This window comes from Candidatus Methylomirabilota bacterium (assembly GCA_036002485.1).
Taxonomy (GTDB): domain Bacteria; phylum Methylomirabilota; class Methylomirabilia; order Rokubacteriales; family CSP1-6; genus AR37.
On sequence record DASYTI010000029.1, the window covers coordinates 1 to 15960 of the forward strand.

At 69.7% G+C, this 15960-nt stretch carries 15 protein-coding genes; all 15 read left to right on the plus strand.

What is annotated here, in order from left to right; genetic code table 11:
• Window positions 1-1855: outer membrane protein assembly factor BamA (gene bamA / locus VGT00_03165; protein ID HEV8530399.1), on the plus strand; the 1855-nt coding region annotated here is incomplete at its 5' end.
• Between the two features lie 18 nt (window positions 1856-1873).
• Entirely contained in the window at window positions 1874-2440 is a 567-nt protein-coding gene (locus VGT00_03170) for an OmpH family outer membrane protein (GenBank protein HEV8530400.1), read from the plus strand.
• Window positions 2441-2446: 6 nt separating this feature from the next.
• Window positions 2447-3481: a UDP-3-O-(3-hydroxymyristoyl)glucosamine N-acyltransferase gene (lpxD, locus tag VGT00_03175; GenBank protein ID HEV8530401.1), complete on the plus strand. Its 1035-nt coding sequence runs from the start codon at window positions 2447-2449 to the stop codon at window positions 3479-3481.
• Window positions 3474-4316, plus strand: a complete 843-nt coding sequence (lpxA, locus tag VGT00_03180) for an acyl-ACP--UDP-N-acetylglucosamine O-acyltransferase (GenBank protein ID HEV8530402.1) — start codon at window positions 3474-3476, stop codon at window positions 4314-4316. The genes lpxD and lpxA overlap by 8 nt, the downstream gene beginning before the upstream one ends.
• Window positions 4313-5344, plus strand: a complete 1032-nt coding sequence (locus VGT00_03185) for a Gfo/Idh/MocA family oxidoreductase (protein HEV8530403.1) — start codon at window positions 4313-4315, stop codon at window positions 5342-5344. Before lpxA ends, VGT00_03185 begins: the two co-directional genes overlap by 4 nt.
• Window positions 5323-6129: a UDP-2,3-diacylglucosamine diphosphatase LpxI gene (lpxI, locus tag VGT00_03190; protein HEV8530404.1), complete on the plus strand. Its 807-nt coding sequence runs from the start codon at window positions 5323-5325 to the stop codon at window positions 6127-6129. Before VGT00_03185 ends, lpxI begins: the two co-directional genes overlap by 22 nt.
• The gene (lpxB, locus tag VGT00_03195; GenBank protein HEV8530405.1) at window positions 6122-7276 is read left to right on the plus strand and encodes a lipid-A-disaccharide synthase; all 1155 of its coding nucleotides are present in this window, start codon (window positions 6122-6124) and stop codon (window positions 7274-7276) included. The genes lpxI and lpxB overlap by 8 nt, the downstream gene beginning before the upstream one ends.
• Window positions 7273-7926 (plus strand): lysophospholipid acyltransferase family protein, encoded by a 654-nt coding sequence (locus VGT00_03200; GenBank protein ID HEV8530406.1) that lies wholly within the window; start codon window positions 7273-7275, stop codon window positions 7924-7926. The genes lpxB and VGT00_03200 overlap by 4 nt, the downstream gene beginning before the upstream one ends.
• Before the next feature lie 8 nt (window positions 7927-7934).
• A complete protein-coding gene (locus VGT00_03205; protein HEV8530407.1) occupies window positions 7935-9206 on the plus strand; it encodes a 3-deoxy-D-manno-octulosonic acid transferase in 1272 nt (423 codons plus the stop codon).
• The gene (lpxK, locus tag VGT00_03210) at window positions 9199-10311 is read left to right on the plus strand and encodes a tetraacyldisaccharide 4'-kinase (GenBank protein HEV8530408.1); all 1113 of its coding nucleotides are present in this window, start codon (window positions 9199-9201) and stop codon (window positions 10309-10311) included. The genes VGT00_03205 and lpxK overlap by 8 nt, the downstream gene beginning before the upstream one ends.
• Window positions 10308-11327 carry a lipopolysaccharide heptosyltransferase II gene (gene waaF, locus VGT00_03215; GenBank protein ID HEV8530409.1) on the plus strand — a complete coding sequence of 340 codons (1020 nt, stop codon included), beginning with the start codon at window positions 10308-10310 and terminating at the stop codon, window positions 11325-11327. Before lpxK ends, waaF begins: the two co-directional genes overlap by 4 nt.
• A 4-nt stretch (window positions 11328-11331) precedes the next feature.
• Window positions 11332-12537 (plus strand): glycosyltransferase, encoded by a 1206-nt coding sequence (locus tag VGT00_03220; GenBank protein HEV8530410.1) that lies wholly within the window; start codon window positions 11332-11334, stop codon window positions 12535-12537.
• Window positions 12538-12600: 63 nt separating this feature from the next.
• Entirely contained in the window at window positions 12601-13653 is a 1053-nt protein-coding gene (locus tag VGT00_03225) for a glycosyltransferase family 4 protein (GenBank protein ID HEV8530411.1), read from the plus strand.
• Entirely contained in the window at window positions 13654-14799 is a 1146-nt protein-coding gene (locus VGT00_03230) for a glycosyltransferase (protein ID HEV8530412.1), read from the plus strand. It abuts the gene before it with no gap.
• Window positions 14796-15899, plus strand: coding sequence for a glycosyltransferase family 4 protein (locus VGT00_03235; GenBank protein HEV8530413.1), 1104 nt, complete (start codon window positions 14796-14798; stop codon window positions 15897-15899). The genes VGT00_03230 and VGT00_03235 overlap by 4 nt, the downstream gene beginning before the upstream one ends.
• Window positions 15900-15960: the final 61 nt, after the last annotated feature.

Below are 15960 nucleotides of genomic sequence, written 5' to 3' on the forward strand. Positions count from 1 at the left end.
GGTGAACCGGGGCGCCGACAAGCTCAAGGAGTTCTACGAGACCGAGGGCTACTTCGAGGTCGGCGTCACCCCCGAGGTCGAGAAGCTCCCCGACGGGGACGTGACCGTGACCTACCGCATCGCGGAGGGGCGACGGATCACGATCGACCAGATCGTGATCGAGGGCGCCCAGGGGCTCACCCCCAAGCAGGTCAAGGGGGCGATGGACACCCAGGAGCGCGAGTACATCATCCTGCGGGGCACCGTCCAGCGCCAGAAGCTCGACGAGGACGTGGACCGGATCATCCAGCTCTACAACGACTCCGGCTACGTGCAGGCCCGCGTGGAGTCGTCCGAGATCCAGGTCGACCGGGAGAAGGCCCGCGCCACGATCCGGATCGTGGTGGTGGAGGGGCCGCAGTTCAAGGTGGGCGGAGTGGACGTGACCGGCAACGCGGTGCTGCCGATCGAGGAGATCCGGAAGCGGATCGAGCTGAAGACGGGGGACGTGTTCTCGCGCGCCATGCTCCGCGACACCGTCAAGGGAATCACCGATCTCTACAGCGCGGTCGGCCGCGCGTCCGCCGACGTCACGCCCAACACCCTCCAGGACATCCCGGGGCGGCTGGTCAACATCGTCTTCGAGATCAACGAGGGCCCCGAGACCTACGTCGAGCGGATCAACATCTCGGGCAACACCCGCAGCGAGGAGAAGATCCTCCGGCGGGAGATCCCGATGGCGGAGGGCGATCTCTTCACGAGCCAGAAGCTCGCCCGCGCCAAGCAGAAGCTGACCAACCTCAACTACTTCGACAAGGTCGAGGCCAAGACCGCCCCCGGGTCCGCCAAGGACAGGATCATCGTCAACATCGACGTCACCGAGAAGCCCACCGGCCTCTTCTCGATCGGCGGCGGCTACAGCTCCCAGGACGGCGCCCTCGGCACTCTCGACCTTTCCCAGAACAACTTCCTCGGCCGAGGGTGGCAGGTCTTCCTTCGCGTGCGCGGGGGCGCCTCCACTCAGCAGGGCACCATCGGCTTCACCGAGCCCTGGCTCTTCGACCGGCCGCTGGCCGCGGGCTTCGATCTGTTCAACAATCGGCGCATCTACAACGACTACACCATCAATTCCCTGGGCGGCGATGTCCGAGTGGGTCATCCGCTCGGCGACTATGCGCGGTGGAACTTGATCTACAAGCTGGAGCAAGACGACCTCACCGGGGTCAACCCCAACGCGAGCCCGGAGCTGCGGGACGCCAAAGGCACCACCATCACCTCGGTCCTCGGCGGCAACATCGGGCGGGACACGCGCGACAATCTCATCGAGCCGACCAAGGGAAACCTCTCGACCATCGGGGCCGACTTCGCGGGCATCCTCACGGAGGACAACCGCTACGTCAGACTCTCCGCCTCGACCGTCCAACACCAGTCGTTGTGGTTCAGCCATGTGTTGAGTGGGCGCGTGGGCGTCGGCTACGAGGTCGGCTGGAGCAACAAGCCGGTGCCCATCTTCGAGCGTTTCTACCTCGGCGGCCCGAACTCGGTCCGGAGCTTCAAGCTCCGTCAGATCTCGCCGCGCGACGATTCGGGCACGCGGATCGGCGGCAATTTCCAGGTCCTCGGCAACGTGGAGTACACCATCCCGACTTACTATGGCGTCAGACTGGCTCTCTTCTTTGACGCGGGTAACGTGTATGGCCCGGACAATCACCTGGGGCAGAAGATCGACCTCACGAACCTCAAGTACGCGGTGGGCATGGGCCTGCGCTGGAACTCGCCCTTCGGTCCCATCCGCATCGACTACGGCGTCAATCCAGACCCGAAGCCGGGGGACAAGTTCGGCGAGTTCCACTTTGCCGTGGGCACGGCGTTCTAGCTCAGGGAGGACAGGAGCATGATTGGGCGTGTCAGGGTCGTGGTGGCCACGGCGGCGGTCTTGATGGCCATCCTTTCCGGGCTGTGGTGGATGTCGCCTCGCGTGGAGGCCCAGGCCCCCGCGCCCGGACGCGTGGGCTTCGTGGACCTCCAGCGCATCCTCGCCAAGTCCCAGGCCGGGGTGCAGGCCCGCGAGCAGCTCGAGAAGGACAAAGCGGGCATGCAGAAGCAGGTGGACAATCAGAAGGCTGACCTCGAGAAGCTCCGCGACGAGCTCGAGAAGAAGGGGCAGCTCCTCTCGGCCGACGCGCGGCGTGACAAGCAGGAGCAGCTCGAGCGCAAAGTCCGCGACGCCAGGCGGCTGGTCGACGACCTCGAGAAGGAGCTGCAGAAGAAGGAGCAGGGGCTGCTCGCCAAGGTGCTGCGCGACGTCGAGGGTGTGGTGGCCAAGATCGGCAAGGAGCGAGGCTATCTCATGATCGTGGAGCGCCGCCAGGGCGGCCTCATCTACGGCGCCGCGGAGGCGGACGTCACCGAGGAAATCATCAAGGCCTTCGACGACGAGACCCGGAAGGCCAAGAAGTAGGCTCCCGTGAGCGCCTTCACGCTCGGCCGGCTCGCCGAGGCGCTCGGCGCCACCCTCCACGGGGATGCTGGACAGCTTGTGCGCGGCGTGGCCCCGCTCGAGAGCGCCGGGCCCGAGGAGATTTCCTTCGTCACCAGCCCCAAGTATCAGCGCCTGGCCGCCGCGAGCGCGGCGGGCGCCCTCGTGGTCGGGCCGGAGGTGCAGGATCTCGACCGGACGCTCTTGCGGGTGGCCTCGCCCCCGGCGGCCCTGATCACCCTCCTCCGACTCTTCCACCCAGCGCCTCCCGTCGAACCGGGAGTGCATCAGGCGGCTTGGGTGGCCCCGGAGGCGCGGGTGCATCCGACGGCGGCCATCGGCCCCGGCGCGGTGATCGAGGGTGACGCGGTGATCGGGCCGCGCACGCTCGTGGGAGCGCTCACCTATGTCGGCCGCGGAACCGTGCTCGGAGCCGACGTGGTCTTGTATCCGCGGGTCGTGATACGCGACGGGGTCCGCATCGGCGATCGCGTCATCGTCCATCCCGGGGCCGTCCTTGGCGCCGACGGCTTCGGCTATACCTTCGATGGATCCGCGCACCAGAAAATCCCCCAGGTCGGGGGACTCATCATCGAGGACGACGTCGAGATCGGCGCCAATTCCGCCATCGACCGCGCCACCATGGGCGCGACGATCGTCCGCCGCGGCACGAAGATCGACAACCTGGTGCAGATCGGCCACAACTGCGATATCGGGGAACACGTGATCCTGGTCGCCCAGGTGGGCGTATCCGGCTCGTGCAAGATCGGCAATCGAGCGGTGCTGGCCGGCCAGGTCGGCGTGTCCGACCACGTCACCGTGGGCGCGGGAGCCATGGTGACCGCGCAGTCCGGAGTGAAGGGCGAGGTTCCGGCAGGCGAGGTTTGGTCAGGCTACCCGGCGCGGCCGTCCACCGAGTTCCGTCGGATCTGGGCCGCCGAGGCCATGCTGCCGGAGCTGCTGAAGCGAGTCCGATCTCTGGAGAAGCAAGTGCGAGAGCTCGGGGGCAGTGCGGATGGCTGAGGCGACCACGATCCATCCCACGGCTATTGTGGAGCGCGCCGCGGACATCGGCGCGGGAACGACCGTGGGGCCCTATAGCGTGATAGGTCCCGAGGTCCGCGTCGGGCCGGGCGCCGAGATCGGCGCCCATGTGGTCCTGGAGGGGCGGGTGACCATCGGCGCGCGCTGCCGGATCGGTCACGGTGCCCTCATCGGCGGCCGCCCTCAGGACTTGAAGTACCGCGACGGCCTTCCCGTGGGAGTGGAGATCGGCGACGATACCACCATCCGGGAGTACGTCACCATCCACCGAGCCACGCACGAGGGGCACGCCACGCGCGTCGGTCAGCACTGCCTCATCATGGTGGGGACCCACATCGCCCACGATTGCCTGGTGGGCGATCACGTCGTCATCATCAACAACGTGGGCCTCACGGGTCATGTCACCGTGGAAGACCGCGCCACCATCGGCGGCTTCTCGGGCGTTCATCCCTTCGCGCGGGTCGGCACCTACGCGTATATCGGAGGTTGCTCCAAGGTGAACCAGGACGTGCCACCGTTTACCATGGTAGACGGCAACCCCGCCACCGCCCGAGGGGTGAACGTGGTCGGGATGCGACGCGGCGGTATCGACGGTGATGCCCGTGGCCAGGTGCGGGCGGCTTTTCGGCTACTCTATCGCTCAGGGTTGGGCCCCGGGGCGGCCACGGCACGCATCAAGGCGGAACTCGGAGAGCACCCGCTCGTCGGGCGTCTCGTCGAGTTCATCGAAGGCTCACGCCGGGGCATCGTCCCGGCCGGCTGGGTCGCCGAGGCCACCGAGGGCGGCGCCTGGCCAGAGGAGCGCGTGTGGTGATCGGGGACGGACAGGGCAGAACGCGGGCCGGGGTGGTCGGGGCCGGCCATATGGGCCAGTATCATATCCTGGCCCTGGCCGAGCTCTGGGACGTGGACCTGGTGGCCATCTGCGACACGGATGCCGAGCGGGCGAGCAGCGTGGCGGCCCAGTATTCCCTCCGGGCGGTCCCCACGCACCACGAGCTCGCGGGTCTGGTGGACATCGCCACCGTGGCCGTCCCCACTGATCGGCACTTCGACGTGGCGCGAGATCTGCTGGAGGCCGGCGTCGACGTGCTCGTCGAGAAGCCGATGACCACGACGCTGGAGGAAGCCAAGGAGCTTTTCCGGATCGCGCGACAGCTGGGACGAGTCCTCCACGTGGGCCACGTGGAGCGGTTCAACGGCGCCGTCCAGGAGCTGCGCAAGATCGTGGAGCGGCCCGTGCTCGTGGAGTCGCGCCGCCTGGGCCCCTTCGTTCCGCGCGTCCAGAACGACTCCGTGGTGATGGACCTGATGATCCACGACATCGACATCGTGCTCGGCCTCGTGGACAGCGAGCCGCGGCGCATGACCGCGGTGGGACGGTCCATCCATTCCGACGTGGCCGACGTCGCGAACGTCCAGATCGTGTTCGACTCCGGCACCATGGCCACCATCACGGCCAGCCGCGCCACCGAAGAGAAGATCCGGACCCTCGCCATCACCCAGCCCGAGGCGTACATCCTGCTCGACTACGCGGACCAGGACATCCAGATCCACCGCCGGGCCGCCCAGGAGTACACGCTCAACCGCGAGTCCATCCGCTATCGCCAGGCCTCTTTCGTCGAGCGGCTGTTCGTCCACAAGGACAACCCCCTCAAGCTGGAGATCCGCCACCTGATCGGGGCCGCCCGCGCGGCCCGGGCCACCGGCCAGGTGGAGCTGCCGGAGACCGAAGACCTGCGGTCCCTGGCGGTGGCGCTGGAGATCGAGAGGATGATCCGAGAGGGTCGGGGGGAAATCGCCTGGCCGAAGGATCTTCCGTGGAGCGTCGCCTCGCGGTGATGGCGGGGGCCGGGGTCCTCCCCGGCCGGGCCGCCTCGGAAGCCGCGCGCCAGGGCTGGCGTGTGGTCGCCTTCGCCTTCGACGAGGCGACCGGCCTGTCCGCGCACGCGGAGCGCGTGGTCCCTTCCTCCATCACCGATATCCAGAGCGTCCTGCGCGAGCTCGGCCAGTCCCGGGTCAGCGCCGCCGTGTTCGTGGGGAAGCTCTGGAAGCGGGACGTGTTCAGCGGCGCCGGCGCGGCGGACGACGCGGGACGCGAGCTTGCGCGCGCCGGTCTCTCCGACGAGGCGCTGGCCGGCATGGTCCTGGCTACGCTCGACGGAATCGGCATCGAGGTGCTCGATCAGCGCGCCTTTCTCGACCCGTGGCTGGTTGGCGCGGGCACCATCACGACGCGCGCGCCCTCCCCGGCCGAGTGGAGCGAGATCCACGGCGGCTTCGCGCTGGCCCGGCATCTGGCCAGCCACGGGATAGGCCAGACGGTCGTCCGATCTCGCGGGGTGACGCTGGCGGTGGAGGCGGCGGAGGGCACCGACGAGACGATTCGGCGGGGAACGAGCCTCGGCGGTCCCGGCGCCGTCGTGGTGAAGGCCGTGGCGGCCAACCATGACTTTCGCTTCGACATTCCGACCATAGGCCCGGCCACGCTCGAGGCGATGGCGGCCGGGGGCGCCACGGCCCTGGCGGTGGAGCAAGGCAAGGTCCTCATCGTCGACCGCGAGGCGACCGTGCACATCGCGACGCGGGCCGACATCACGATCGTGAGCGCAGATGGCCATGCCTGATCGCCGCACCATCATGCTGTCGGCCGGGGAAGCCTCGGGCGACCTTCACGGCGAGACCTTGTGCCGCGCTCTCCGCGCGCTCGATCCCGACGTGAGCCTAGTCGGCATGGGCGGGCCTCGAATGGCGGCGGCCGGCATGGAGGTGGTGGCGGACCCCACGGGCCACGCCGTCGTCGGCATGACGGAGGCCGTGGGCCGGGTGCCCGCCCTCTACGGCGCCTACCGCGCTCTGCTCCGGCGCATCCGGGCCCAGCGCCCCGACGCCCTCGTGCTCATCGATTTTCCCGAGTTCAACATGCGCCTCGGGCGCGCGGCCAGCCGCGCCGGTGTGCGCGTGGTCTATTTCGTCCCGCCGCAGCTCTGGGCATGGCGGCCGGGACGCGCGCGTCGCATCGCCCGCTTCGTGACCCGCGTCCTGACCGTCCTCCCCTTCGAGCGTGAGATCTACGAGGCGGTCCATGCGCCGGTCGAGTACACGGGGCACCCCCTGCTCGACGTCTTACCTCTGGACTTGACACGCGACGCCGCGCGCGAGCGCCTCGGCCTCGATCCCGCCGTGTCGCTGATCGGGCTCTTGCCCGGCAGTCGGCGAAAGGAAGTGGACCGGCTGCTGCCAGCCATGCTCGAGGCCGCGGGCAAGCTGGCCGCCCTTGACCCCCGGCGCCGCTTCCTGCTCGGCGCGGCCCCGACGGTCGACACGGTGCAAGTGGGCATGCTCCTGAGAGCGGCCGGCGAGGCGGGGGGGCCGCGGGTCGAGATCGTCGAGGGACTGACCCACGAGCTCATGGCCGCCGCCGACGTGCTCATGATCGCCTCGGGTACCGCGACCCTCGAAGCCGCGCTGCTCAATACGCCCATGGTGGTCTGTTACCGCGTGTCGCGCACCACGGAATGGATAGGCCGACGGCTCGCGCTCCTGCCGTGGATCAGCCTTCCGAATATCATCGTGCGGCGATTCGCCGTGCCGGAGCTCCTGCAAGGCCAGGTGAGCGAGAGGCTGGCGTATGAGACATTGCGGCTTCTCGAGGACTCGGCCACCATCACCGCCCAGCGGGCCGCCTTCAAGGACATCCGTGGCCGCCTGGGCGAACCCGGCGTGGGCCGTCGGGCCGCCAAGGCCGTCCTCGAGGTTGCCCGGGGCCGATGAGGGGCCGCCAGCGGGTCTTGACGATGGTGGGGCCGTGGGCGGGCGCCCTGAGCCTCTCGCTGCTTGCCCGGACCCTCGAGATCCGCCGGGAGGAGGGGGCGGTGGAATCGCGCTGGCACGCGGGTCTCCCGACGATCTATGCGATCTGGCACGGGCGGCTCGCGCTGATGCCGTGGCTCTATGGCCGGCGTGACCTGCATGTGCTGATCAGCCGCTCGCGCGATGGAGAAATCGTGGCCGCCCTCATCCGGCGCTTCGGCTTCGTGCCGGTGCGTGGCTCGTCCAGCCGGGGCGGCGCCCAGGGATTTCGCGAGCTGATCCGGGCCCTCGCCGCGGGAGAGAGCGTGGTGATCGTACCCGACGGCCCCCGAGGGCCGCGCGAGGTGGTCAAGCCGGGCATCGTGGGGCTGGCGCGTCTGAGCGGGGCCGCCGTGGTGCCCGTCGCGCTGGGCGCCTCCTCGGAGTGGCGGCTTCGGTCATGGGACGAGTTCAGGATACCCAAGCCGTTCGCCCGCTGCGTGGTCCGCTTCGGGGAGCCCATCCAGATCGCCTGCAGCGCCGACCGCGCCCAGCAGGATGCCGCGCGCAAGGACATCGAGTCGGCGCTTAGATCCGTCACGTGGCAGGTGGATGAGGAGGCCGCGCGCTGAGCTACGCGGTGTACTCTGCGCTGCTCTACCTGCTGCTGCTCGGCTACCTTCCGATCTTTGCCCTGAAACGCCTTCGACCGGCTGGGTATGGGCCGAGCCTGGGCCAGCGCCTCGGCCGTTTCGGCGAGGGCCTTCCGCGCGAGCCTCGCTGCTGGATCCACGCGGTGTCGGTCGGGGAAGCAGCCACGGCCGTGCCGCTCGTCGAGGCCATAGCCCGGCGCTGGCCCCAGCTCGGCATCGTGATGACCACGGTCACCCCGACGGGAGCGCGCATCGTGGCCGACCGCCTGGCCGGCCGCGTGGTGCATCGATACTTTCCCATCGACGTGCCGGGTCCGGTACGCCGCGCGCTCGACGCCGTCCATCCGAGATTCTTCATCGCCATGGAGACGGAGCTCTGGCCCAACCTCCTCCGGGCCCTCGCCCGGCGCGGGGTGCCGTCGATGATCGCCAACGGGCGCATCTCGGACCGGTCCTTCCGGCGGTATCGCCTCGTCCGCTTCTTCACCGCGCGCATGCTCGCCCACGTGCGCGTGCTCGCCATGCAGTCCGAGGAGGACGCGCGCCGGATCATCGCCCTGGGTGCCCTGCCAGAGCGCGTGGTCGTGACCGGCAATATCAAGAGCGACCTCATCCCGCCCGAGGGCGACGGTGACGCGCTCTGGCAGCGGCTCCTCGGGCTCGACCATGGCGAGCCGATCTGGGTGGCGGGCAGCACGCATCGGGGCGAGGAGGCGACCGTGCTGGACGTCTACCTCCGCCTCCGGAGCCGCGTCCCCGCCCTCGCCCTCGTGCTCGCTCCGCGGCACCCGGAGCGCGTGGACGAGGTCGAGCGTCTCGTCCGGGAGCGCCGCCTTCAGCCCGTGCGTCGCAGCGAGCTGCCGAAATCCCAGGCTCCCGGCGCCGTGATCATCCTGGATACCATCGGCGAGCTCGCGCAGATCTACCGCGTGGCCAGCGTGGTCTTCGTGGGGGGGAGCCTGGTGCCCACGGGTGGCCACAATATGCTGGAGCCCGCGCTGCTGCGGAAGCCCGTCCTCTTCGGCCCGCACGCCACGAATTTCCGGGAGAGCGCCGAGCTTCTCCTCCAGGCCGGGGGCGCCCTCGTCGTCCAGAACGGCGCCGAACTCGACGCCCAAGTCGCCGCCCTCCTCCAAGACGCGGACCGTCGCCGGCTCATGGGCGAGGCGGCCTTCAAGGCCGTGGCGGGCCGCCGCGGCGCCATCAAGCAGACGGTCGAGCTCATCGAGCGGTATCTGATGGACGCCCATCGTGGCTGATAGCGTGCGCGAGCCCTGGCTCCGCCGCGCCTGGCGCGGGGACATCGGGTGGACGGGGGCGGCCAGCCTCCAAGCCCTCGCCCAGATCTATGGCGGCGGCCTGGCCATACGCTCCGGTCTGTATGCGGCGGGCATCTTCCGGACGCGGCGGCTGCCGTGCCCGGTCATCTCGGTCGGCAATCTCACGTTGGGGGGCAGCGGCAAGACGCCGCTGGCCGAGGTCGTGACCAGGATCGTCGGCGAGCTGGGCTGGAAGCCCGCGCTGCTGAGCCGCGGTTATGGACGGCAGACACGTGGTGTGCAGATCGTGGCCGAGGCAACCGGGGTCAGGCTCGGGGCGAGGCAAGGCGGCGACGAGCCGGTGCTCCTGGCTGAGCGACTGCCCGGTGTGCCCGTCGTGGTAGGGGAGAGCCGCTACGAAGCGGGACGGGCGGCGCTGGAGCGCTGTGGAGCCGGGGCCCTCATCCTCGACGATGGCTTCCAGCACCGCACGCTCGCCAAGGATCTGGAGATCGTGGCCGTGGCGGGTCGCAACCCGTGGGGCAATGGCCGGCTTTTCCCGCGCGGCATGCTTCGCGAGCCCGTCGAAGCGTTGGGCCGCGCAGGTCTCATCGTGGTCACCAATCCTTCGGGACCGGCCATGAACGAAGTCGCGGCGACTCTCGGCCGGCTCGGCGCGAAGCCGCCCGTCTTGACAGCCGCAACGGAGCCCGAAAGCGCGCGTGAGATGCCGCGAGGGCGGATCGAGCCTCCCGCCGCGCTCCGCGGGCGGCGCCTTCTCGCCTTCGCAGGGCTTGCCGCCCCCGAAGGTTTTGCCGCGACCTTGAGCGCGGTGGGGGCCCGCGTGGCGGGATTCGTGGAGTTCCCCGATCACCATGCGTTCACCCGAGGGGATATCGAGGCCCTCACCCGTCGCGCCGAGAGCGTGGGCGCGGAGGGACTTGTCACCACGGAGAAGGATTGGGTGCGCATCCGCGAGACGGGCATGCCTGGCGTGCCGCTCTGGGTTCTCTCGATACGTCTGTCCGCGGACCGGCGTGACCTGCTCGTGGAGACTCTGGCGCGCGTCCTCCAGACGAGCGGAGCGCGGAAGCCATTGGCGTGATCATCGAGGGTCCCGTCATCCTCGTGCGCCTGCCGAACTGGCTCGGCGACACCGTCATGGCCCTGCCGGCGCTGGCGGGGCTGCGCGCCTCGCTGCCCGAGGCGCGAATCGCACTGGTCGGGCGCTTTGCTCCAGTGCTCCAGGGCCAGGCCGTGGCGGACGCCGTCCTCTCCTATCCGCACGGCGAGGGGGCGCGCTCGCGCCTCGGCGCCGTCTTGAGAGATGGGCGGCCGGACACGGCCATCGTCCTGCCCAACTCGTTCGAGTCCGCCCTGGCCGCTCGACGCTGGGGCGCCCGCGTGCGGCTGGGCTATGATGCCGACCTTCGCGGCTGGCTCTTGACTCATCCCCTGGAGCAGTGTTCTCCGCGCCGGCATCAGATCGACGAGTACCGACAGCTCCTCGAGGCGGGAGGCGTCGTCTCGGGATCGGGCGCTCCCGCGTTCGCGCTGCCGGACAATCGCCAAGCCGAGGAAGAGGTCGATGTCCTCTTCAAGGGCATCGGTCTCGCTCCCGAGGGCGGGGTGGTCGGGCTCCATCTGGGCGCTTCCTTCGGCTCCTCGAAGCTCTGGCCGCCGGCCGCCTATGGCGAGCTCTCCTGCCAGCTCAGTCGAGCCGGCTTGCTCCCGGTCTTGCTCGGGGCCGGAGGCGAGGAACACACGGCCGCCTCCGTCGTCGCCTCGGCCGGGGAGGTCATCGCCTCTCTGGTCGGGCGGGACCGGCTCGATCTCCTGCCGCGCCTCCTCGCCCGGCTGACCTGCCTCGTCAGCGCCGATACCGGCGTGGCCCACCTGGCCGCCGCGGTGGGCACGCCCACGGTGACGCTCTTCGGTCCCACGGACCCGCGCCTCACGAGCCCGCGTGGTCGCGCCACGCGCACGCTCGAGGGATGCGCCCCTTGCGCGCCCTGCTTTCTCGAGCGCTGCCCCATCGATCATCCGTGCATGCGCTCGATAGAGCCGGCGGCGGTGGCGGGCGCCGTGCTCACCGCCGTGCGCGACGGGCATGCGGCATGAAGGCATGACCGTAGAGCGCCGGCTGCGCGTCCTGAATCTCGTGGCCAACCGGTGGTGGACGGGGAGCGCTGATCCGGCTCTTCGACTCACCCTGGCTCTGCGCGCTCGTGGCCACCACGCGCTGCTGGGTCTGGCCCCCGGAGACAAGTTCGAGGCCATGGCGCGCGAGGCTGGTGTGGAGCCTGTCGAGGGGCTCCATCTCGACGCCCGATCGGGTCCGGCGGCCGTCCTCTCTGATCTCCGAAGGCTCCGCCGTCTGGTCCGTGATGAAGGACTGGACGTGATTCACGTCCACCACAGCCACGACCACTGGCTCGGCTGGTGGAGCCGTGGCCGGAGCGCCCTCGTGCGCTCGTATCACAATGAGCGCTCGGTACGCCGCGGCTGGCCCACCTCCCGCCTCTACCGGGTCTCCCAGGCCCTCGTCGCGGTCAGCCGCGGCGTCGAGGAAAAGCTCATCGCCGCGGGCGCTCCCGCCCGGTCCGTGCACCGCGTCCCGGGCGTGGTGGACACGGCTCGCTTCGCGCCCGATTCGCGGGGAGCCGCCAAGATCCGCGAGGAGTTCCAGGTCGCCTCGGCTCCCCTCATTGGCTGCGTGGCCCGTCTTGCCGCCGGTCGCGGTCACGAGGTGCTCCTCGAAGGCTTCCGGCTGCTGCGTCGAGAGCGCCCCGATGCCCGCCTTCTCCTCATCGGCAAGGGGGAGCGGCGCCCGGCCTTGGAAGCGGCCATCAAGAGTCTCGGGCTCGAGGCGAGCGCCCTCCTCGCGGGCTATCGCGATACCGATTTGCCGGCCGTGCTCCACGCCCTCGACATCTTCGTCCTGCTCGGAGCGGGCTCGGATGAGTCCTGTCGGGCAGCCCTCGAGGCCATGGCGGCCGGCCGACCCGTGGTGGCGGCCCGCGTGGGGGCGCTGTCCGAGGCCGTGGTTCACGGCGAGACCGGAATTCTGCTCGAGCAGGTGTCGTCCGAGCATGTCGCGGCGGCATTGCGCCGGCTGATCGAGCACCCGCACGAAGCCCGAGCCATGGGCGAGGCGGGGCACCGCCGCGCGCTCGGCCGGTTCAGCCCCGATAGCCACGCCCGCCGCTTCGAAGAAATCTACATGGCGGCCCTCGCGAGCTCCCGGCAAATCGGCCAGCGCAACCGCGCAAGCTCGAACCGGTGGGGGGGTCCGGGGGAGGAGCGGCGGTCGCTCCCCCCCGGAACTTAAATGAAAATTTTACAAGTCGTGTCCTGCCGGGGGTGGTCTTCCGATGCGTATTGGGCGGCCCGCATGTGTCACGAGCTGGACCGAGCCGGCCATGAGGCCACCCTCATCTGTCGCCGCGGCAGCGAAGAGCGCGTGATCTCGAGAGCCCGAGGGGAGGGAGTGACGAGGATAGAGACCCTCTCCCTGGGCTCGGGCTTGCGCCCGTTAGGGGATCCGAGCGATATCCGGCGTCTCCGCGCTCGGCTCGAACGGGCGGATCTCGTCCATGTTCATCGTGGCAAGGAGCACTGGCTCGCCGCGCTCGCCAATCGGCTCCGCGCGAAATCAATCCCGCTCGTGAGAACGCGCCACATCGTCCAGCCGCTCCGGCCCCATGCCCTGAATCGCTGGCTCTACGGACACGCGACCGATCTCTTGATCACGGTCAGCGAAGCCATCGCGCGGCAGTGCAGAGCCGGTGGCCTGACTCCGGTTCACCGCGTCGTGTCCATGCCCGGGGGAGCGGATGGCGACCGCTTCCGGCCGGTTTCCGATTCGACGGCGCTCCGGCGACAGCTCGGCATCGACGAAAGAGCGGTGGTGATCGGGATGGTGTCCGGATTCAGGATCATGAAGGGGCATGGCCTCGTGGTCGAGGCAGCCAGACGGCTCGCCTCGGATCGGCGCCGATTCCATCTTGTCTTCGCGGGGCAAGGGCCTTTCCAAGCCGCCATCCGCCAGGCCGTGGATGCGGCAGGACTCTCCGACCGCGCCTCCTTCCTGGGATTCGTCGAAGATACGGCCGGGGTCCTGGCCGCGCTCGACGTCGCCCTCTACCCGCCGCTGGAGTCGGACGGAATGTCGCGCGCTCTCTTCGAGTATCTGGCGGCCGGGCGCGCGGTGGTGGCGAGCCGGGTGGGGGTGGCCGCCGAGGTCCTCACGGATGGCCGCGACGCGCTACTCGTGCCGGGCGGCGACGCTCCCGAGCTTGCCTCCGCCATGGGGAGGCTGCTGGAGCACCCAGCGCTTCGCGCAGAGCTGGGCCAGGCGGCCGGTCAGCTCGCTCATGCCCGGCTCACCAGCGCCCGCGTCGCGGAACGGCTCGTCGATCGCTACCGCGACTTGCTCGCCGGCTGAATGAAGATCTCCGTCCTCTGCTTCGACCTTTCCGACAACGCGGCAGGACGAGCCGATCTCCTCGCCCGTCTGCTCGCTCCGCTCGGAGAGGTCGAGGTCATCGGCCCCCGCTCAGGCGCCGCCCCGTGGGCGCCCGTGGCCGGAGGATCGGTGTGCTACTCGGGTGTGCCCGAGCGCCGCCTGCCCGGCTTCTTCATGACCATGGCCGAGCTCGCCCGGCGGGCCGATGGCGATCTCCTCTACGCGTCCAAGACGCGGCTGGGCAGCGCCGGCATCGGCTATCTCAAGCGGGTCCTGGGAAGACGGGGGCCGCTTTTCCTGGATATCGACGACTGGGAAGTCGGGTTCTATCTTCGCTCCGGACCCCTCGGGACTCTGGGCAGAGCGCTCAACTTTGGAAACCCCAAGGGGCTGCCGTGGACCTGGCTCACGGAGCGTCTGACCGGGCTCGCCGACGGCATCACCGTGGCTTCGAGGTTTCTCCAGCAGCGGTTCGGCGGCACCCTCCTGCCGCATGTCCGGGACACCGATGAGTGGAAGCCGGGCGCGGGCTCGCCCGTCGAGGCTCGCCGCCGGCTCGGCATCGGTGACGAGCGCGTGGTGATGTTCCTCGGCACCCCGCGAGGGTACAAGGGCCTGGATGATCTCGGCGCGGCCGTGGCCGGCCTCGGACGAAAGGACGTCCGGCTCGCCGTGGTCGGCACGCTTCCCGAGAGCGTCCTCGGTCGGGATCTCGTTCGGCGATTCCCGGGGATCTGTCTCGCTCCGCCCATTGCCTTCGAGGAGATCCCGAGCTTTCTCTCGGCCGCCGACGTGGTCGCCGTGCCCCAGCGCGACACGCCGGACACACGGGGCCAGGTGCCGGCCAAGCTCTTCGACGCCATGGCGCTCGGCCGGCCCATCGTGTCCACGCGCGTGTCCATGATCCCCGAGATCCTCGAAGGCTGCGGGCTCCTCGTCAAGGCCGGAGACGTGGCGGCCCTCGGCGGGGCCATCGCCCGCCTCCTCGACGACCCTGGAGAGGCGGCCGCCCTGGCGCGGCGCGCTCGGGAGCGCTGCGTCGAGCGGTACAGCTTCCTCTCGGCTCGGCGCGATCTCTTTCCTCTCATCGCGCAGGTGATGGAGCGGGCCAGAGGCCACCGGTGAAGATCGCCCTGATCTGCCGGCCCTTCTCGTTCCATGGCGGGGTGGAGACGGCCACGGCCGGGCTGCTGTCGGCTCTCGTCCGGCGCGGCGAGCACGACATCGATCTCATCTCCACGCGCGCCCAGCCGCCCGTGCGCGGGATCACCGTCCGGCCGCTTTCCATCCTCGGTCAGCCCTCCGTGTTGCGACAGCTCTCCTTCGCCCTTCAGGCACGAAGCGCGGCGCGCTCGGGAGGATACGATCTCGTCCAGAGCCACGAGCGGTGCCTTGTCCAGGACGTGTACCGCGCCGGTGAAGGGAGCCACCGGGCATACCTCGATGCCATGGGGCGAACCGGCCCTCAAGTAAGTCCTCATCATCGGCTCCTCTTATGGCTGGAACGGCGGATCTTCAGGCTACAAAGCGCCAGGCACGTGGTCGCCATCTCGGGCCGGGGGAAAGAGGAGATTCAACGGCTCTACCAGACTCCCGCCCAGGCGGTCACCACCGTCTACAACGGCGTCGACCTCGACCGCTTCCATCCCGACAATCGGGCGCGCTGGCGGGCCGCGACGCGCCGGGCCCTCGGCATCAGCGAGGAGACGTGGCTCATCGCCTTCATCGGCTCCGGCTTCGAGCGCAAGGGCCTTGGTCCCCTCATCGAAGGGCTGGCCACCCTTCGTGATGGGCGCGCGCGACTGCTGGTGGCGGGCAGGGGGCGGACGGAACCGTATCGACTTCTGGCCGAGCGCCTGGGGATGAGCGAGGCGATCAGCTGGAGCGCTCCGACGCGCGACGTCGAGCGGCTCTATGCCGCCTCCGACGTCCTGGCTCTTCCCGCCCTGTACGAGCCCTTCGGCAATGTTCATCTCGAGGCCCTGGCCTCGGGGGTACCGGTCCTCACGAGCCGCGCGGCGGGGGGCGCCGAAGCAGTAGTCCCCGGGGAAAGCGGGGCCGTCGTCGACAAGGCGGAAGCCGCGGCGATTGCCACTGCCCTGGGCTCTCTCCGCGAGGCTGATCCAACAAAGCTGGCCGCCGCGGCCCGCGCCGCGGCCCTCCCGTTCACCTTCGACGCTCAGGTCGAGCGATTGGCTGGACTCTGGCTCAGCCTCAGGCGCTGACGATGTACCGACGCGCCCCCCTCGAGTGACTAACCAGCGATTTACATTGAAGATTCCGGCT

Bases quoted from the DNA above. Each gene is read 5' to 3' on its own strand.
- VGT00_03170 (HEV8530400.1), top strand. From the start codon at position 1,874: ATGATTGGGCGTGTCAGGGTCGTGGTGGCCACGGCGGCGGTCTTGATG.
- lpxA (HEV8530402.1), top strand. From the start codon at position 3,474: ATGGCTGAGGCGACCACGATCCATCCCACGGCTATTGTGGAGCGCGCC.
- lpxB (HEV8530405.1), top strand. From the start codon at position 6,122: ATGCCTGATCGCCGCACCATCATGCTGTCGGCCGGGGAAGCCTCGGGC.
- VGT00_03200 (HEV8530406.1), top strand. From the start codon at position 7,273: ATGAGGGGCCGCCAGCGGGTCTTGACGATGGTGGGGCCGTGGGCGGGC.
- VGT00_03220 (HEV8530410.1), top strand. From the start codon at position 11,332: ATGACCGTAGAGCGCCGGCTGCGCGTCCTGAATCTCGTGGCCAACCGG.
- VGT00_03225 (HEV8530411.1), top strand. From the start codon at position 12,601: ATGTGTCACGAGCTGGACCGAGCCGGCCATGAGGCCACCCTCATCTGT.
- VGT00_03230 (HEV8530412.1), top strand. From the start codon at position 13,654: ATGAAGATCTCCGTCCTCTGCTTCGACCTTTCCGACAACGCGGCAGGA.